Origin of the sequence: Mycolicibacterium lacusdiani (assembly GCF_021916785.1) — a bacterium.
GTDB lineage: Bacteria > Actinomycetota > Actinomycetes > Mycobacteriales > Mycobacteriaceae > Mycobacterium > Mycobacterium lacusdiani.
In genome coordinates this window covers 66,493-84,713 of the sequence record NZ_JAKCFC010000006.1, presented here as the reverse complement: position 1 = coordinate 84,713, position 18,221 = coordinate 66,493, and the positions used below count along the sequence as shown (strand labels likewise).

General features: G+C 68.0%; 15 protein-coding genes. 6 read left to right on the top strand and 9 right to left on the bottom strand.

Features of this window, described 5'->3' with window-relative positions; genetic code table 11:
* Positions 1–8 precede the first annotated feature (8 nt).
* The 8 genes from LOK44_RS18750 to LOK44_RS18715 are packed head-to-tail and all read right to left on the bottom strand — an operon-like array spanning position 9 to position 10,210.
* Positions 9–1,166, bottom strand: coding sequence for a CaiB/BaiF CoA transferase family protein (locus LOK44_RS18750; protein ID WP_308192766.1), 1,158 nt, complete (start codon positions 1,164–1,166; stop codon positions 9–11).
* Positions 1,163–2,089: an SDR family NAD(P)-dependent oxidoreductase gene (locus LOK44_RS18745; protein WP_237571622.1), complete on the bottom strand. Its 927-nt coding sequence runs from the start codon at positions 2,087–2,089 to the stop codon at positions 1,163–1,165. Before LOK44_RS18745 ends, LOK44_RS18750 begins: the two co-directional genes overlap by 4 nt.
* A 1-nt stretch (position 2,090) precedes the next feature.
* A complete protein-coding gene (locus tag LOK44_RS18740) occupies positions 2,091–2,924 on the bottom strand; it encodes a TauD/TfdA dioxygenase family protein (RefSeq protein WP_237571621.1) in 834 nt (277 codons plus the stop codon).
* A complete protein-coding gene (locus LOK44_RS18735) occupies positions 2,921–4,780 on the bottom strand; it encodes a flavin-containing monooxygenase (protein ID WP_237571620.1) in 1,860 nt (619 codons plus the stop codon). Before LOK44_RS18735 ends, LOK44_RS18740 begins: the two co-directional genes overlap by 4 nt.
* A complete protein-coding gene (locus LOK44_RS18730; protein ID WP_237571619.1) occupies positions 4,777–6,204 on the bottom strand; it encodes an aromatic ring-hydroxylating oxygenase subunit alpha in 1,428 nt (475 codons plus the stop codon). Before LOK44_RS18730 ends, LOK44_RS18735 begins: the two co-directional genes overlap by 4 nt.
* Before the next feature lie 27 nt (positions 6,205–6,231).
* Positions 6,232–7,077, bottom strand: a complete 846-nt coding sequence (locus LOK44_RS18725) for an SDR family NAD(P)-dependent oxidoreductase (RefSeq protein WP_237571618.1) — start codon at positions 7,075–7,077, stop codon at positions 6,232–6,234.
* A 2-nt stretch (positions 7,078–7,079) separates the two neighbouring features.
* Positions 7,080–8,507 (bottom strand): aldehyde dehydrogenase family protein, encoded by a 1,428-nt coding sequence (locus tag LOK44_RS18720; protein WP_237571617.1) that lies wholly within the window; start codon positions 8,505–8,507, stop codon positions 7,080–7,082.
* On the bottom strand, positions 8,507–10,210 hold the full coding sequence (locus tag LOK44_RS18715) for a thiamine pyrophosphate-binding protein (protein ID WP_237571616.1): 1,704 nt from the start codon (positions 10,208–10,210) through the stop codon (positions 8,507–8,509). The genes LOK44_RS18720 and LOK44_RS18715 overlap by 1 nt, the downstream gene beginning before the upstream one ends.
* A gap of 200 nt (positions 10,211–10,410) precedes the next feature.
* Between LOK44_RS18715 and LOK44_RS18710 the strand changes: the two genes are divergently transcribed.
* The 5 genes from LOK44_RS18710 (at position 10,411) to LOK44_RS18690 (ending at position 16,667) form a co-directional block, all read left to right on the top strand.
* Complete coding sequence (locus LOK44_RS18710; RefSeq protein ID WP_237571615.1) at positions 10,411–12,015, top strand: SMP-30/gluconolactonase/LRE family protein; 1,605 nt, start codon at positions 10,411–10,413, stop codon at positions 12,013–12,015.
* Positions 12,015–12,761 (top strand): GntR family transcriptional regulator, encoded by a 747-nt coding sequence (locus LOK44_RS18705; protein ID WP_237571614.1) that lies wholly within the window; start codon positions 12,015–12,017, stop codon positions 12,759–12,761. Before LOK44_RS18710 ends, LOK44_RS18705 begins: the two co-directional genes overlap by 1 nt.
* Positions 12,762–12,859: 98 nt before the next feature.
* A complete protein-coding gene (locus LOK44_RS18700; protein WP_237571831.1) occupies positions 12,860–14,419 on the top strand; it encodes an AMP-binding protein in 1,560 nt (519 codons plus the stop codon).
* Positions 14,410–15,195, top strand: coding sequence for an SDR family NAD(P)-dependent oxidoreductase (locus LOK44_RS18695; protein ID WP_237571613.1), 786 nt, complete (start codon positions 14,410–14,412; stop codon positions 15,193–15,195). Before LOK44_RS18700 ends, LOK44_RS18695 begins: the two co-directional genes overlap by 10 nt.
* A complete protein-coding gene (locus LOK44_RS18690; protein WP_237571612.1) occupies positions 15,192–16,667 on the top strand; it encodes an acyl-CoA synthetase in 1,476 nt (491 codons plus the stop codon). Before LOK44_RS18695 ends, LOK44_RS18690 begins: the two co-directional genes overlap by 4 nt.
* Here LOK44_RS18690 and LOK44_RS18685 read toward each other — a convergent pair.
* A complete protein-coding gene (locus LOK44_RS18685; protein ID WP_237571611.1) occupies positions 16,664–17,299 on the bottom strand; it encodes a class I SAM-dependent methyltransferase in 636 nt (211 codons plus the stop codon). The genes LOK44_RS18690 and LOK44_RS18685 overlap by 4 nt on opposite strands.
* Positions 17,300–17,394: 95 nt before the next feature.
* On the opposite strand from LOK44_RS18685, the gene LOK44_RS18680 reads away from it, so the two are divergent.
* Entirely contained in the window at positions 17,395–18,219 is an 825-nt protein-coding gene (locus LOK44_RS18680; protein WP_237571610.1) for an SDR family oxidoreductase, read from the top strand.
* Positions 18,220–18,221 lie beyond the last annotated feature (2 nt).

Below are 18,221 nucleotides of genomic sequence, written 5' to 3'. Positions count from 1 at the left end.
CGACCGCCTCAGCCATCCGTCCGGCGGCCATCCAGTTCCGCCAGTACGTCGGCGGTGTCGGCGCCCAACTCGGGCGCGGGTCCGGCGACGCGGCCAGGCGTCCGCGAGAACCAGGTCGGCACTCCGGGGAAGCGCGTCGGGCCGTGCGGGGTGTCGATCGTCTCGAACATCCCCACCGCGTTCAGGTGCGGGTCGTCGAACAGCTCGTCGGGCGTCTGGATCGGCGCTGCGGGAATCTCCAACTCGCGGAACAGCTCCAGCCATTCGGCGGTGGTGCGTTCCAGCAACGTCTGCGCGATCAGCCCGTACATGCGGTCGATCTGCTTGGCCCGTAGCTCCAGGGTCGCGAACGCCTCGCCGTACTCCTCGATCCAGGCCGGTTTGACGTTGTCGACGAACGCCTTCCAGTGCTTGTCGTTGTAGATCAGCACCGCGACGTGGCCGTCCTTCGTCGGATACGGCTTGCGGTCGCGCGCCACCGTCCGCGGGTAGATCGCGGGTCCCAGCGGCGGCGTGAACATCCTGCCGTTGGCGTGCTCGACGAGCATGAAGGACGCCATGGTCTCGTACATGCTGACCTCCACCTCCTGCCCCTCGCCGGTCCGCTCGCGGTGGAACAGCGCCATCATGGTGGCGTACGTGGCCGTGAGGCCGCCGACCTTGTCCGCGACGATGGTCCCGACGTAGGTCGTCTCGCCGGTGAGGAGTTCCTGGACGGCCGAGACCCCGGACTGGGCCTGGATGATGTCGTCGTACGCGGGACGGTCGGCTTCTGGTCCGCGGCGGCTGTAGCCGTAGCAGTTGGTGTAGACGATGGCCGGGTTGATCGCGGCGACGTCGTCGTAGGCGAACCCCAGCTTGGCGATGGCCCTGGCTCGCATCGAGTGGATGAAGACGTCCGCCTCCGCGATGAGGCCGCGCAGTGCAGCCTTGCCCTCGTCGGTGACGAGATCGAGTACGACGCTGCGCTTTCCGCGGTTCACGTTGACGAACACGCCGCTCATGCCGGAAGCAGGCCCGACCGAGATGTAGCGGGCATTGTCACCGTCGGGCGGCTCGACCTTGACGACGTCGGCGCCCATGTCGGCCAGGATCTGGGTGCAATAGGGCCCCATCACGACCGCGGTGAGGTCCACGACGCGGATGCCCGCCAGCGGACCGGTCACAGATCGGACGCCTGCGACGCGCCGAAGCTGTACCGGATGTGGTCGGTGTGCCCGTTCGGCACGGGCGGGAACACCAGCGGCACGGTGTCGTCGCGGATCGCGTCGATGACCTCCGCCACGTCCTCGACCGTCCACGACGGCCGGTACACCCCCGGGGTCTCGGCGACGAACGCGCGCGCCATGCGTCCCGCGATCGCGACGAACAATTCGCCGGTGACCGTGCAGGACTGATGCGCGAGCCAGCCCACCATCGGTGCGACGAGTCCCGGTTCCATCGGCGGGTAGGCCGAGGTGTCGAGCCCCTCGGCCATCCTCGTCACGGCGCCGGGGATTATCGCGTTGCACGTCACACCGTCGGCCGCGCCTTCGAGCGCCACGACGTTCGTCAGCCCGATGATGCCTGCCTTGGCGGCGGCGTAGTTCGCGACGCCGTGGTTGCCGTACAGACCTCCGATCGACGAGGTCAGCACCACCCTGCCGTAGCCGGCCGACGCCATGACCGGAAACGCCGGACGAACCACGTGGAAGGCGCCGCGCAGGTGCACGTCGAGCACGGCGTCGAAGTCCTCGTACGACATCTCCGCCAGCGGCGCGCGGCGGACGTTGCCTGCGTTGTGCACCAGCACGTCGATGCGGCCGAAGTGCTCGAGCGCGGTGTCGACGATCGCACGACCGCCCTCGGCAGTGGCCACCGAGTCACTCGATGCGACGGCTTCGCCTCCCGCCGAACGGATCTCGTTGACGACCTGCTGCGCCGGGCCGACGTCGGTGCCCTCACCGGTGAGGGTGCCCCCGACGTCGTTCACCACCACCTTGGCGCCGCGGGCGGCGAGCAGCACCGCGTACTCGCGGCCGAGTCCGCGTCCGCCACCGGTCACGACGGCGACGCGCTCGTCGAAGTTCAAACTGGAAGGAGATGCCATCTCAGGCGAACGGTTCCTCGCCTGCGAGCTTCGTCCGTTGCAACAGTCGCCCGGACGTCGGATCGTATGGCGTGGCTCGGTGCATGGTCCCAGTGTTGTCCCAGATGACCAGATCGCCAACCGACCAGGTGTGCCGGTAGGTGAACTGGGGTTGGGTGGCCCACTCGCGGAGACGAACGAGCAGTTCGGTGCTCGCGCGGCGGTCCAGTCCGACTACGTGGCCGGCCGTGCAGCCGAGCACGAGTGACTTGCGGCCCGAGCGGTGCGTCCACACCAGGGGCAGGTCGCGCTCCCCGATCGACATCATCTGCCGCAGGGTCTCGAGCGCGGGCTCCGGCTCGTAGTAGAGCAGCGTCGTCCACGTCGAATGGGTCACCTGGAGTTCATCGAGGCCGGCCTTGTCCTCGTCGGGCAGGTCTTCGTAGGCGGCGTAGGTGTTGCAGAACTCGGTGTCGCCCTCGCCCTCGTTGCCCAGCGCCTTGCTCGACAACAGCGACGCCAGGATCGGGACCTCGTTCATGGTGCCGTCGAGGTGCCAGTAAAGCGACCCCCGCAGGTAGTCGGCCTGCTTGTTGATCGTGGTGTCCAGGGTGACCTGATAGAGCTTCTCGCCCTTGCGTTCGGTGGCCATGGTGCCCAGCGTCTCGGTGAAGGCCACCTGCTCGTCGTCGGTGAACCCGATCTTCGGGAACACCAGCACCCCGCGCTGCTCGAGCAGTTCGCGGATCGCGGTGGCGTGGTGACCGGAGAGCAGCGTCGCCTTGTCCGCGCGGATCTCGCTACCGATCCGCGGGTGAATCTCCCGTGCGCACAGCGCGTCGATCGACGTGGTCACTGGCCTGATCCCCCGTCGCCCAGGACCAATTCCAGTCCCTCCAGGTCCCCCTTGTCGCGCCACGCCTCCAGCAGGTCGTCGAACGCGTAGAAGCCCGGCGAATAGAAGTCACCGAGGAACGAGCCGTTGCCCTCTGCGCCGCCGCGTCCCTCGTTGTTGTAATAGCCAGGCGTGCAACTCAGTTCGAACGCCGAATTGTCGATCGACAGTTCTCGCACGGTCGACACCCACGCGTCTTGGCCGCCCTGGCTGGCCTCCACCGTGGTGGCGCCGCGGCTCTGCGCCTCGGCGAGGATGTACGCGATGTGCTTGGCTTGCTGCTCGAACATCGCCGTGGTGTTCGCGGACACCCCGCCCTGGATGAAGCCCATGTGGAACTGGTTCGGGAACCCTCGGCTGGTCATGCCGTGCAACGTCTTGTAGTCGTCCTTCCAATGATCGAAGAGCGACAGCCCATCTCGGCCGGTGATGGAGTCGATCGCATACCTGCGGCTGATCTCGGTGGAAATCTCGAAGCCGCTTGCGAATATGACGCAGTCGACCTCGTACTCGACGCCGTTGGCGACGATGCCGTTGGCCGTGAGCCGCTCGACGCCCTTGGTCGCCGACACGTCGACGAGCGTCACGTTCGGGCGGTTGAACGAGGCCAGGTAGTGCTCGCTGGACGTCGGCCGCTTGCACATGAAGCGGTAGTACGGCTTGAGCGCCTCGGCGGTGTCGGGGTCGGTGACGATCTCGGCTACGCGGCGCCGAAGCCGCTCCATGATCTTGTAGTCCTCTTCCTCCCGGAACGCCATGATCTGTTCGATCGTCACCGTCGCTGGATCGTCGAGGCCCGCGATCCGGTTGGTGAGGTTGCGGCCGAGTTCGGTCCAGAAGTCGCACACCAGGTCCGGCTCACCGAACACGACGCCGACGAACGGCGACCAGTTGTGGAAGTTGCGCTTGCGCTCCTCCTGCCATCCCGGCTGGAGCGAGGCGGCCCAGTCGGGATCGGTGCCCGGGTTGGTGCGCTGGTCCACCGACGACGGCGTTCGCTGAAACACGAGGAGCTGCTGCGCGTCCCGGGCAAGGTGCGGCACCAGCTGGATTCCGGTGGCACCGGTGCCGACGAGGGCGACCCGCTTGTCGGCGAGCCCTGCCAGTCCACCGTCGGCGTTGCCTCCGGTGTAGTCGTAGTCCCAACGAGCGGAGTGGAACACGTGGCCCGCGAAGTCCTTGATCCCCGGAATGCCGGGCAGCTTCGGGCGGTTGTAGGAGCCCTGCGCCATGACCACGAAGCGGGCCCGGATCTGATCGCCACGGTCGGTACCGATCTGCCAGCGCTCGGACGAGTCGTCCCAACGTAGGTCGCGTACCTGGGTCGAGAACAGCGCGCCGTCGTACAGCCCGAAGTGCTTGCCGATGTTGCGGCAGTGCTGAAAGATCTCGGCACCGTCGGCGAACTTCTTGCTCGGCATGAAGTCGAGTTCTTCGAGCAGCGGGACGTAGCAGTAGGCGTCGTTGTCGCACTGGACTCCGGGGAATCGGTTCCAGTACCAGACGCCTCCGAAGTCACCCGCCATCTCGACGACGCGGATCCCTTGCACGCCTGCCTTCTTGAGGTAGGCGCCGGCGAGCAGCCCGGCGAAGCCACCTCCGAGGATGACGACCTCGGCGTCCTCGACGATCGGGTCGCGCTCGGTCACCGTCGTGTAGGGGTCGACCTCGTAGAAGTCGGCGTAGTCGCCTTCGAGTTCCAGGTACTGCGAGGCGCCTTCGGGTCGCACGCGCTTGGCCCGCTCGGCGGCGTACTTCTCCCGCATTGCGGAGATGTCGACGTCGGTCGGGACGTCAGTCGGACCACAGGTCGTCACGCTTCTCCTTCGAGTTCTCGCGGGGCTCCGGTGCCCATGTACTTGGCCAGCTGGGTGTGCAGGTTGACCGTGCTGCGCTCCCGGTAGGGGTTGGGCATCGTGCCGGGGAAGCCCGCCGACTTCATGCCCTGCTGCACCGCGGCCATGTTCGAGAAGTCCTGCGGAAGCACCGAAAGCCAGTTCGGTGAGTCCTTCGGCGTGTACTGCCATTCCGTCTGCGGCTCTTCGCCCTTGGGATACAGCTCGAACACCGCGACCTCGAAGATGCACTTGTTCGGGTCGTAGCTCGGGTCGGGGCGCGCGCTGTAGCACAGTGCACTGGTGAGGCCCGGGCCGATCTGGAGGTTCGGGAAGAGTTGCCACGCCGTGCCGCTCTGGCCGAGGATGTCCGGCGGGATGGTCGGCCAGATCACGCCGCGCTCCTCGTCGTCCCGACGCGCCGAGGCCAGCCAATGCTGGAGCACCTTGTCCGCGGGCGTGCCCTCGGGTAGCTCGTCGACGAGCCGCTTGGCCGCGTTCACCAGCGTCGCGGTGGTCGTCGCGTTGGTCTGCTCCCACGTGTACATCTGCATCTCGGCGGTGGAGACACGCGGGTCGTCGCCGGTGCCGAGGCGGATCTTGGACTTCGTCTCCTCCATGCCCTTCGGTGCGTCGTAGCCGATGTTGCTGTGCCGCCCTTGCGCTTTCGCCCAGCCCTTGAATTCACCGAACCGGTTGAACTCCGGATGCGTGGTGAACACGTGGTAGGTCTCGTTGAAGGCCTCCATCGCGACCTTCCAGTTGCAGTCGAAGTACAGCCACTTGCGCCACTTGTAGCGCATGTTCTCCAGCCCGAACGGGTCGAGGATCTTGGCGGCAGGCATCAGGTAGTCCGCCAGCGATTCGCAGTCGGGGTCCATGTTCACGAACAGCCAGCCGCCCCAGGCGTCGACCTGGACGGGCGCCAGATGCGTGTTGCGTGCCGACAGCGTGCCCTTCCAGTCGTCCTGCTCCCGAATGTGGGTGCACGTGCCGTCGAGACCATATGTCCAGCCGTGGAATCCGCAGACGAACGACTTGCGCGCCCGGCCAATGGCGTTCTTGGCACCCTCGGCGTTGTCGACCAATTTGCGGCCGCGGTGCATGCAGACGTTGTGGTGCGCTGCGAATTCGTTGGGGCCGGTCCGGACGACGATGATCGAGTCGTCGAGCACGTCGTAGGTCAGGTAGCTCCCGACCTCGGGGATCTCCTCGACGCGGCCGACCTGTTGCCACACCTTGCGCCACAGCTTGTCTCGTTCAGCGCGGGCGTACTCGTGGGAGACGTACGCCTCGACCGGGATCGTCATGGGGTCCGACAGGTCTTCGGGGACGGCGCCCGTCGAGTCGTCGGGATCGGCTTCGACTTCGATCGAAGCGTCGAGGTCGGATTCGGTGTGGGTCATACCGTGCCTTTCGAAATCGGGAGCCGTTCAGGGCCGTGTGATCGCTTCGCGGAAGGACTGGTCCTTCAGGAAGAGCGACGTGTTGTCGGCGCCCAGGTGGGTCCACTTGAGGTTCAGTCCGCCGTCGACGAGCAGGGTCTGGCCCGTCACGTATCCGGACAGGTCCGACAGCAGGAACAGGATCGCGCCTGCCTGTTCCTCCGGGGTGCCGCGTCGCCGCATCGCGATCGCCGTGCGGTCGCGGTCGGGATCGTCGTCGACGTAGGTCGCCGACGCCGCCGTCGCGGTGACGCCCGGTGCCACGGCGTTGACGCGGATGCCGGAGGCGGCGAGTTCGACGGCCATGGTGCGCGTCATCGCCACGACCGCCGCCTTCGCGGTGCCGTAGCCGATGTGGAACGGCGCGGTGTTCATCCCGCTGATCGACGACACCGAGACGATCGAGCCCGGGCTGTTGGTGGCGAGCAGTTCGGCGGCGACGGCCTGACTGAAGAAGAACGCGGTCTCCAGATTCGCCGCGAACAGCGCCCGCCAGTCGTCGCGGGTCACCCGGGTGGACGGCATCCACGTCGCGGGAGCGGCGCCGCCCGCGACGTTCACCAGCCCGTACAGCGTGCCGTCGATCTCGCGTACCCGGTTCATGACGGTGGCGATGCCGTCGTCGGTGGATGCGTCGGCTGCGACGGTAATCACCGACAGGCCCTGGGCAGCAAGCGGACCCACGTGTTCGTCGAGGTTGTCCTGCCGACGGCTCACCGCCACCACCGTGGCCCCGGCGCGGGCCGCCAGTTCCGTCACGGTGGTGCCGATGCCGCCGCCGCCCGCACCTGAGACGACGACGATGCGACCGGTGAGGTCGATCAGGTCCGGCACTGCTATCCAGCCGCCGCAGGCGCCATGATCGACTTGGTCTCCAGGTATTCGTGGAAGCCGATGTCGCCCCATTCGCGACCGTTGCCGCTCTGCTTGTAGCCACCGAACGCGGAGTTGAAGTCGAAGCCGCCGTTGATCGCCACCCAGCCGGCGCGTATGCGTCCCGCAACGGTCCTCGCCGTATCCAGGTCCTCGCCCGAGACGTATCCGGCCAGGCCGTATTCGGTGTCGTTGGCGATCTCCACCGCCTGATCGAGGTCGTCGTAGCCGAGGATGACGAGCACCGGGCCGAAGATCTCCTCGCGGGCGATCGTCATGTCGTTGGTGACGTCGGCGAACACGGTGGGCTTGACGTAGTAGCCGGTGTCCGAACCGTCGGGCCTGCCGGTGCCGCCGGCGACCAGGGTCGCGCCCTCCTCGATCCCCTTGCGGATCAGCGCCTGGATCTTCTCGAACTGGGTGCCCGACACCACGGGCCCGACGTCGAATCCGCCGTTGGGATCACCGACGGTGATGCCTGCCGCAGCGGCCGCGGCGATCTCCTTCGCCTCGGCCATGCGGCCGTTGGGCACCAGCATGCGTGATGGCGCACTACAAGTCTGACCCGAGTTGCCCATCATGGTGACCACGCCCGAGGACACGCTGTCGGCAAACGCCGCGTCGTCGAGGACGATGTTGGGGCTCTTGCCGCCGAGTTCCTGCGCGACCCGCTTCACCGTCGGGGCGGCGTTAAGCGCGACCTCGATGCCGGCGCGGGTGGACCCGGTGAACGAGACCATGTCGACCCCCGGGTGGCTGGACAGCGCCACGCCGACGCCGGGTCCGTCACCCTGAATCAGGTTGAACACGCCCGCGGGAACCCCTGCGGTGTGCAGGATCTCGGCGAACACCTGAGCCGAGAACGGTGCTACTTCAGAGGGTTTGAGCACCGACGTGCAGCCGGTCGCGAGCGCCGGGAACACCTTGACCGAGATCTGGTTGAGCGGCCAGTTCCACGGGGTGATGAGGCCGCAGACCCCGATGGCCTCCTTCACGATGGTGAGGCCGCCGCGGTCCTCGGTGAAGGGGAACGTCTTCAACGACTCGATGGCCGTGGTCAGATGTCCGAGTCCAAGCCCGACCTGCGGGCCGGCCGCGAGCCCCGCGGGTGCGCCCATCTCCTCGGTGACCGCCTCGGCGAGATCGCCAGCACGCTTCTGGTACTCGGCGAGGATGGCGTTGAGCACGTCGAGCCGCTCCCCGCGGGTGGTCACCGACCACGTCGCGAAGGCCCGTCGGGCGGCGTCGACGGCCTTGTCCACGTCGGCGGCGGATCCCAGCGAGATCCGTCCCGCCACCTGTTCGGTCGCCGGGTTCTCGACGTCGACGGTCCTCGGCTCGACCGGGTCGACCCACTGTCCGTCGATGTAGAACTTCAAGTAGTCGCGCATTATTGCGTCCCTTCGGCGTACCAGGTGCGGAACTCGTCGTAGCTCGGCATCTCCTCCGAGTTGACCTTCGGGTCGATCGGGACGTGGATCACGGTGACCTTTCCGCTCGCGTAGGCGCGTTCGATCGCGGGGCCGAGATCGGCTGCGTCGTCGACGTACTCGCCGCGGCAGCCGAAGCCCTCGGCGATCTTGTCGAAGCGGACGTCCTTGCTCCAGTGCACGCCGGTCTCGAGCGAGCCCTGACCGAACGTCCGCTTGTATACGCCGACCTCGAGGCCCCACTGGTGATCGACACCCACCACGCATACCAGCGGAAGGTTCAGCCGCGCAGCCGTTTCGAGTTCGGCGATCGCGAACATGAACGACGAGTCGCTGGTGAGCAGCATGACCGGGCGCTTGCGCCCGTCGGCCACCGAGGCGCCGACGGCGTACGGCAGCCCGGTGCCGATGTGTCCGAAGTTCTGGTTCCACACGACGTCGTGCGGCTTGGCCTGTGAGTACGTCCACTGGAAGATCACCGTGGCGCCACCGTCGCGGACCATGATGCCGTCTTCGGGGAAGGCCTTCGTCGCTTCGACGACGAAACGCGCGGTGTGCAGCGGGGTTCCGCCGGGTGCGCTCTCGGCGAGATCGGAGATACGGGCGGCGTCGTCGGAGATCCATCGCTCGAGTTCGGCCGTCGCCTGCCGCGGGAAGTCCTTCAGGGCATCGACGAGCTGCGGGACGATGGCCCGCAGGTCACCGACGAGCGGGACGTCGATGCGACGGTTGACCCCGATGGCGGTCGGATCGAGTTCGACGCTGATCCACTTGCGGTTGGCCTCGTTGTCGAGCCAGTGCCTGCCGCGGCCGTAGTGGACGGGTTCGCCGAGTTCGGTGCCGATCGCGATTACGAGGTCCGACTTGACCACCGCGTCGACCGCGGACGGCGAGAAGCCGTAGGGGAAGGTGCGGTCCTCGAGGCCCTTGATGAACGACGTGCCGCCCGAGGTCTGGATCACCGGGCAGTTCATCAGCTTCGCGAGCGCTTCGACCGATTCGCCTGCGCGGTTGGTGTGGACGGCGTGGCCGACGAGCAGGATCGGCTGCTCGGCCTTGCGGACGAGTTCGACGGCCTTCTCGATCGACTGTGCACTGGCACCCTGGTTGACCAGACGGTAGGCCTCCGGCGCCAACGGCTCTGGTACGTCGAGTTCTTCGAGAATCACGTGCGACGGGTACTCGATGTAGGCGGGGCCCGGGGTGCCGGTCTGCGCGACGCGCAGCGCGTTGCGGACGATCTCGTCGGTCTGATCGGCGTACTCGATGCTCGCCGAGTACTTGACCGACGGCGCGAGTAGTGGCGCCTGCGAGACGAACTGGATGCGTCCGCGGCGTACCCGCTGCTCGGTGATGCGGGCCCGCTGACCCCCCAGGAAGATCACCGGCGAGTTCTCGACCTTGGCGCACATGATCGCGCCTGCCAGGTTCGCCAGGCCGGGGCCGAGCGTGCCGATCGCGAGGCCGGGCCGCCCGGTCATCCGCGAGACCGCCTCGGCCATGAAGCCCGCGGGCTCCTCGTGGTGTGGCGCGACGACGGTCCACCCCCGCTCCTCGGCGGCGTGGAACATGTGGACGAAGTTGGGGTCGGGGATGCCGAACAGCGTGTTGATGCCCTCAGCCTCGAACAGCTGCAGGATTCGCTCGTAAACCTTCACGGCCACTGTCGACCTCTCCATTTCCGTAGATTGCGGCATCCGCCGAGGCGGACCGCGTCGCCTCGCCAAACTAATTGTCCGGACAAGGCAGTGGTGTTGCACCATTTGGAGAGCATGATTCTCCTATGGCGAGCCGCACGTCAAGGCCCGATCGAGATGTGTCGAACTTATTGTCTGGACTAATACGGCTTGCTATCGTGCCTCCGATGACGACCACCGGTACTCCCCCGACCCGCTATGGCGTCGCGACCACGCCGGACGTGGCCGTCGGCTGGCGACTCGACCGACTGACGGCGCCGAGCCGGCTGTTCGGCGCCAACGGTCTGCGCACGGGACCCGACGGTCGCATCTACGTCGCACAGGTGACCGGAAGCCAGATCAGCGCACTCGACGTCTCGTCTGGTGAGGTGGAGACGATCAGCGCCAAGGGCGGTGACATCGTCGCGCCCGACGACGTGGCGTTCGACTCCCGCGGCAACCTCGTCGCCACCGAGGTGATGGACGGCCGCGTCAGCCTGCGCGACGTCGACGGCACCACGCGCGTGCTGCGCGACGACGTGCCCTCGGCCAACGGCATCACGTTTCACCAGGATCGGCTCTTCATCGGCGAGTGCCGCGAGGGCGGCCGCCTGATGGAATTCGATCTCGGCGGCGGACCGCCACGCATCCTGCTGGAGAACGTCCCGTCGCCCAATGCGATGGAGGTCGGACCGGACGGGCTGCTGTACTTCCCCGTCATGGGCGCCAACGAGATCTGGCGCATCGATCCCTTCGCCGAGGGGGCGCAGGCAGAAACTGTCGCAGCCGGGCTCGGCGTACCGGACTCGGTCAAGTTCGACGCCGACGGCATGATCGTGTCCACCCAGGTCGCCTCGGGTCAGGTGCTGCGCATCGACCCGCGCACCGGCGACCAGACCGTGCTCGCTCAACTCAACCCGGGGCTGGACAACTGCACCCTGGTCGACGGGCGGCTGTTCGTCTCGAACTTCACCGGTGAGATCACCGAGATCCTGGCCGGCGGCGGAACCTCGACGACACTGCCCGGCGCATTGAACTGGCCGCTGGATCTGGCGGTCGGTCACGACGGCACCGTCTACGTCGCGGACGGCACCTACTTCTACGCCGTGGCGCCCGACGGCTCGCTTCGCACGGTCGGCATGCTGTTCTCACCCGGCTACCCCGGCTTCCTGCGCGGCCTGGTGCCGTCGGGGACTGGCGAGTTCGTCGTCACGACGTCTGGTGGTCAGATCGCTCGCTATCGCCCCGGCAGTGACGAAACCGATTACCTCGCAGACGGTTTCGACCAGCTGTATGGCGTCGCAGTCGTCGGGTCCGACGTCGTGGCCGTGGAGCAGGGCACGGGTCGGGTGCTGTCGGTCGGCGCAGGCGGCGTCGACGTGCTGGCGAGCGGTCTCGACGAACCGGTCGGCGTCACCGTGACCGCCGACGGGACCGTGTTGGTCAGCGAGCTGGGCAGGGTGGTGAAGGTGACCTCCTCCGGTGTCGAGACCGTCGTCGACGACCTGGTTCGCCCGCAGGGTCTGCTGGCCACGGCGGGTGCGCTGTACGTCGTCGACGCCGGGCAGAAGGCAGTCCTCGCCGTGAACCCGACCACCGGCGCCCGCGAGACGATCGCGGCGGGCCTTCCGGTCGGGCCGCCGCCCGGCGTCGTGCCCAAGCCGTTGAAGGGCATGCCGCCATTCTCCGGTCCGCAGGGCCCGTTCGCGGGTATCGCCCAAGGTCCGGACGGCACGCTGTACGTGTCGGCCGACGGCGAGGGCAGCGTGCTGGCGCTGCGCAGGGACGTCTAGTGAGTACCGAGTTGGGGACCTCGGTGGACCACCGCTACCTGCAGGTGGCGCGCACGCTGCGCAAGGAGATCGTCGACGGGGTCTACCCGGTGGGCACCCAACTGCCCACCGAGCACGAGCTGCGCGAGCGGTTCGGCGTCAGCCGCTACACCGTGCGCGAGGCGCTGCGCAGGCTGCGCGACGACAACCTCGTTTCATCGCGACCGCGCGCGGGCACGATGGTGGTCGCCCGCGACGCGTCGAATTCGTATGCCCAGGAGGTCATGTCGATCAACGATCTGCTGGCGTTCGCCGCGGGGGCTCGGTTCGCGATCGACTCCAACGCCATGGTCACCGTCGACGACGACCTCGCCGCCCACACCGGCCTGTCCTCCGGCACTCAGTGGCTCGCCGTCCTCGGGACACGCGAGGTCGACGGCGATCCCGTGCCCATCTGCCGCACCGAGTACTATGTCAACCGCGCGTTCGCCGCCGTCGGGAGGCTGCTGCACCGCCACGACGGGCCGATCTTCCCGCTGATCGAGGACCTGTTCGGGGTCAGCGTCGTGGAAGTGCATCAAGAGATCTCGGCCGTCAGCGTGTCGGCCGACCTCGCCGATCGCCTCAAGGTCGACCAGGGCAGCGCCGCCCTGGAGATGCGCCGCACCTACACGACCTCGGATGGCGAGGTCGCCCAGGTCACCGTGAACACCCACCCCTCGTCGCGATTCCGGCACTCGATGACCATGCGGCGAGTGAAGGCTTGACCGCCCGCGTGGGCACGACCCACCCGGGGCGACGGACGGTGTCCGGCCGGACCATCCGGTGGGACGACGAGTTCGCCGCCCGGGCGTACGCGGCCGGCATGTGGGTCGAGTCGACGCTCGCCGGCGCGTTGCGGCGGGCAGCGCAGGACACTCCCGATCGAATCGTGCTGGTGGACCACGCGATACGGCTCACCTGCCGGGACCTGCACCGGCGAGCCGAGGCCCTCGGTGGGGCGCTCGCCGCCCGGATGCCCGTGGGCAGCGTGGTGTCTTTCATGCTGCCGAACTGGCACGAGGCGGCCGTCGTGTATCTCGGCGCCACGCTCGCGGGCATGGTGGTCAATCCCATCCTGCCGTCACTGCGCGACCACGAGCTGCGGTTCATCCTGGCCGATGCGCACTGCAGGATGATCTTCATACCGAGCACCTTCCGCGGCCACGACTACGCCGCGATGCTGGACCGGGTCGCCCGCGCCCTCGACGAGCCACCGGAAGTGGTGGTGCTGCGCGGGGACGCGGGCGCGCACACCTCGTTCGACGACCTGGGCGAGGCATCTGCCGAGCTTGCCGCGGTCAACCTGGATCCAGACGCCGTCCGGATGATCATGTACACCTCGGGCACCACGGGTCGCCCGAAGGGCGTTCTGCACACGCACAATTCGATTCATGCGCTGATCTCGCAGATCGGCGCGCACTGGTCGGTCGATCCGGGTGACCGGTTCCTGGTGCCGTCTCCGATCGCGCACATCGGCGGGTCGATCTACGCCTTCGAATGCCCGCTGCTGCTCGGGTCGACGGCCGTGCTGATGGAACGGTGGGACGCCGACGACGCGGTTGCGACGATGCTCGCCGAGCGCTGCACGCACATGGCGGGCGCGACCCCGTTCCTCGACGGTCTGCTCGGCGCCGCGGAACGCGCGGGATCCGCTCTACCCGACTTGAAGGTGTTCATCTGCGGTGGGGCGTCGGTACCGCCATCGCTGATCCGCAGGGCGACTGCCTACTTCGCCCGGGCGGACGTCTCGCGGGTGTACGGGTCCACCGAGGTGCCGGTCACGACAGTCGGTGCTCTCGGAGAGCCCGACGTGGCGGCGGACACCGACGGCAGGCCGGGCATCGCCGACGTGTGGCTGGTGGCCCGCGATCCCGGTGGCATGGGTGGTCAGACGGGCGAGATCCGCGTGCGGGGCGCGCAGATGCTCGTCGGCTATCTGCACGAAGAGGACGAGGCCGACGCGTTCGACGCCGACGGCTACTTCCGTACCGGCGACATCGGGCAGTGGGCCGACGGTGCGCTGGTGGTCACCGGCCGCGTGAAGGACCTGATCATCCGCAACGGCGAGAACGTGTCCCCGAAGGAGATCGAGGACCTGCTCGTCGGCCAGCTGGGCATCGCCGAGGTGGCGGTCGTCGGAGTGCCCGATGCCCGGACGGGCGAACGGGCCTGTGCGGTGGTCGTACTCGCCGCCGGTAGCGAGCAAGCCCCCACGGTCACCGACCTCGGCGACTTCCTCGCCCAGCAGGGCGTGGCCAGGTTCAAGGTGCCCGAGCAGGTGGTCGTCTGGGATGCACTGCCCAGAAACGATGCGGGCAAGGTGCTCAAGCACCGGATGAGAGATGCGCTGGTCGGCAGCAGAGGAGACACGGCATGCAGGTAGCGATCGTCACCGGCGCCAGTAGCGGCATCGGCTTCGGCACCGCGGTGAAGCTGGCCGAGGCTGGCATGGCCGTGCTCGGCACCGGCCGCGACGAGGCGAGGCTCGCGGAATGGGCGGCCGCGGCAACGGCCGCGGGGGCGGATCCCGACCTCGTCGCCACGGTCGCCGTCGACCTGACCGCCGACGACGGACCGGCGCGCGTCGTCGATGCCGCCGTGTCACGGTGGGGCCGGATCGACTTCCTGGTCAACAACGCAGGCGTCGGCAGCCCGAAGCCGCTGCACGAGACGGACGACGAATCGCTCGACTACTTCCTCGGCTTGATGCTGCGGGCACCGTTCCGGCTGGCGCGAGACGTGTTGCCGCACATGCGCGATGGCTCGGGCATCGTCAACGTTACGTCGACGTTCGCCGTCGTCGGCGGGTTGCGTGGCGGTGCCTACTCCGCGGCAAAGGGTGGGCTGACGTCGCTCACGTCGCACATCGCATGCCAGTACGGGCCGCAGGGCATCCGGTGCAACGCGGTCGCTCCCGGTGTCACGGTCACACCGATGGTCGAGCAGCGCCTCGAAGACGAGCGGTTCCGCAAGATCAACACCGAGATGACACCGTATCCGCGGCTCGGGCGCATCGAGGACATCGCCAGTACCATCGCGTTCCTCTGCTCGCCCGGAGCGGGTTTCATCAACGGCCAGACGATCGTCGTGGACGGCGGTTGGAGTTCGACCAAGTACCTGTCGGACTTCGCGCTGTCCGCCGAGTGGGTCGCCAGGTGAATCTGTTCGCCGTCCTCGACCAGACGGCAGCACGGCACGGTGACCGCGGCGCGGTCTATCTCGGCACGCGTCGGGTACTAACCTGGCGCGAACTACGCGACCGCGCACTGCGACTCGCCGCCTCGCTGCGAGCCGTGCACCCCGCGGGCACCCGCATCGCCGTCACCAGTGAGAACCGGACCGAGATCATCGAGCTGATGTTCGCGGCGTGGGCGGCCGAGTGCGTCGTGGTACCGGTCAACTACAAGCTGCACGAGCTGGAGATGGCCCAGATCCTCGACGACGCCGGTGCGGCAACGGTGTTCGCATCGACGAAGATCGCCGAGCGGCTGGTGGGCGTCGCGGACGTACCCATCGAGGTCATCGCGGACGATGCCTACGCGGCCCGGCTGTCTACCGCTCCGCTCGCCCCGCCTCGGGAGACCGACCCGGCGTCGCTTGCCTGGTTGTTCTACACCAGCGGAACCACCGGCCGGTCCAAGGGCGCGATGCTCTCACACCGGAACCTGATGGCCATGACCGTGTCCCACCTCGCCGACTTCGACGATCCCGACGAGAACTGCAGCCTGGTGCACGGTGCACCGATGTCGCACGGATCGGGTCTCTACATCGCACCGTACGTCCTGCGCGGCGCACGGCAGGTGGTGCCGGCGTCGGCTTCATTCGAGCCCGACGAGTTCCTCGACCTCTGCGAAAGTCACCCGGGCTGCAGCAGCTTCCTCGCACCGACGATGGTGGCGCGGCTAGTGGCCACGGGCCGATCGCGGCCGGCGAACCTGCGGACAGTCGTCTACGGCGGCGGTCCGATGTACGTCGACAGCCTGAAGAAGGCGATGGCAGCGTTCGGCCCGATCTTCGTTCAGCTCTACGGGCAGGGTGAGGCGCCGATGACCATCACGGGATTGCGCCGCGACGATCATGAGGGCGCCGACGACGCAGTGCTCCGTTCGGTCGGCTACCCCAGGTCGGGTGTCGACGTCGCGGTCGTCGACTCCGATGGCGAGCCGGCAGCGATGGGCGTGATCGGCGAAATCGTCTGTCGTGGTGACGTCGTCATGTCCGGCTACTGGAACAACGCGGAGGCGACCGCCGCGACGGTGCGGAACGGCTGGCTGCGCACCGGTGACATGGGGTCGTTCGACGACCGGGGCTACCTCACGCTGCGCGACCGCTCCAAGGACGTCGTGATCAGTGGAGGCAGCAACGTCTATCCGCGCGAGGTCGAGGAGGTGCTGATCACCCACCCCGGTGTCGAGGAGGCGTGCGTGGTTGGCGAGCCCGACGAGGAGTGGGGCGAGGTGGTGGTGGCGTTCGTCGTCGGCTCCGCGGACGAGCGGGATCTCGACGCGCATCTGCTCGAGCGCATCGCACGCTTCAAGCGGCCCAAGCGCTACGAGTTCGTCGACGAGCTGCCGAAGAACAGCTACGGGAAGGTGCTCAGGCGGGCGCTGCGGGATCGGCTGGCCCGCTAATACTGCAGACGACGCGCGACCAGGACGTCGTCGTGCGTGTGCTGGCCCTCCGAACCGGCGGGCCTGCTGCGGAGTCGGCCCCGATCGATCCGAACCTCCCAGTTGTCGTCGAACAGTCTGGCCACGTCGTCATGGCCGAGGTAGTCGGCGGGGTCGAACCCGTGTGCCTTGGCCGTCTCCACGTCGACGTCGGAGTGATGCACGACCAGCAGCGTTCCCCCTACGGCGACGGACGCCAGGAGCGCCCGTTCCGCGTCGCCGCCCGGGGAGTGCAGCAAGGCGGGGTAGTGCGCGGTCACCAGGTCGAAGCCCTCGGGCGGCACCGTGGCGTCCTCCAGCCGGGACTGCTGCCACGCGACGCTCACCCCTGCCTGTTCGGCGCGGGCGGCTGCGCGATCCAGGGCGACCTGGGATACGTCGAGCGCCGTGACGTCCCAGCCCCGAGCGGCCAACCAGATGGCGTCGGAGCCGACGCCACATCCGATGTCGAGCGCCCGGCCCGGTCGCAGTCGGGCCGCCTCTGCCAGCAGGGCCGGATTCGGTTCGGCGGGCAGCATTTCCATCGACCAGCCGGCGTATCGCCCATCCCACTCGGCTGCGAGGACCTGACCGGCTTCCGTTGTCTTCGGCATGTCATAGAGCGTGCTCCGGGCCGGCCGTAATGCGCAATCGACTTTGCTCATCAGGCAATCGCAAGACGACTGCACTCATCGGCGACAATGGCGGCATGCAGATCGAAGGCAGTGTCGCCGTCATCACGGGAGCCGGGTCCGGCATCGGCCGGGCGCTGGCGCGGGAGTTCGCCGCGGCCGGAGCATCAGTGGTTGCCGGTGACGTCTCCCCCGGTGGCGTACGGGACACCGCCGAGCAGGTCCGGTCCGCCGGCGGCAAGGCCGTCGGCGGCAAGGCCGTCGGCGTGGTGGCGGACGCCTCGACGACCGAGGGCATCACCAGCCTGGTCGACGCGGCTCGTGCCGAGTTCGGACCGGTCGACGTGTTCGTCGCCAACGCCGGGATCATCGGTGCGCCCGGACTTGGTGACGACGAGGCCGACTGGGATCGCATCCTCGACGTCAACCTGCGGGCGCACGTGCGGGCGGCGAAGGTCGTCGTGCCGGAGTGGCTGAAGCGCGGCCGCGGCCACTTCGTCGCGGTCGCATCGGCGGCGGGCCTGCTGACCCAGGTCGGCGCCGCGGGCTACTCGGTGACCAAGCACGCGGCGGTCGGTTTCGCCGAATGGTTGTCGATCACATACGGCGACAAGGGCATCGGGGTTTCGTGCGTCTGCCCCATGGGTGTCGACACGCCATTGCTCACCGGCATCACCGAGTCGTCGGACCCGACGGCGCGGATGTCGGCGGCAGCCGTCCGCAACGCAGGCGAGGTGGTGGGCCCCGAGCGCGTCGCGGAGTTGGCCGTCGAGGCGGTGCGCGCCGGGACGTTCCTGGTGCTGCCGCATCCGGCAGTGCTCGACATGTATCGGCAGAAGGGCGCCGACTACGACCGCTGGCTGTCCGGGATGCGGCGATATCAGGCCAGCCTCGGAGGCTGACT

Excerpts from the sequence above, each read along its gene's own strand:
- LOK44_RS18680 (WP_237571610.1), top strand. The coding sequence starts at position 17,395 with ATGCAGATCGAAGGCAGTGTCGCCGTCATCACGGGAGCCGGGTCCGGC.
- LOK44_RS18700 (WP_237571831.1), top strand. The coding sequence starts at position 12,860 with ATGTGGGTCGAGTCGACGCTCGCCGGCGCGTTGCGGCGGGCAGCGCAG.
- LOK44_RS18730 (WP_237571619.1), bottom strand. The coding sequence starts at position 6,204 with ATGACCCACACCGAATCCGACCTCGACGCTTCGATCGAAGTCGAAGCC.
- LOK44_RS18710 (WP_237571615.1), top strand. The coding sequence starts at position 10,411 with ATGACGACCACCGGTACTCCCCCGACCCGCTATGGCGTCGCGACCACG.
- LOK44_RS18695 (WP_237571613.1), top strand. The coding sequence starts at position 14,410 with ATGCAGGTAGCGATCGTCACCGGCGCCAGTAGCGGCATCGGCTTCGGC.
- LOK44_RS18685 (WP_237571611.1), bottom strand. The coding sequence starts at position 17,299 with ATGCCGAAGACAACGGAAGCCGGTCAGGTCCTCGCAGCCGAGTGGGAT.
- LOK44_RS18720 (WP_237571617.1), bottom strand. The coding sequence starts at position 8,507 with ATGCGCGACTACTTGAAGTTCTACATCGACGGACAGTGGGTCGACCCG.
- LOK44_RS18745 (WP_237571622.1), bottom strand. The coding sequence starts at position 2,089 with ATGGCATCTCCTTCCAGTTTGAACTTCGACGAGCGCGTCGCCGTCGTG.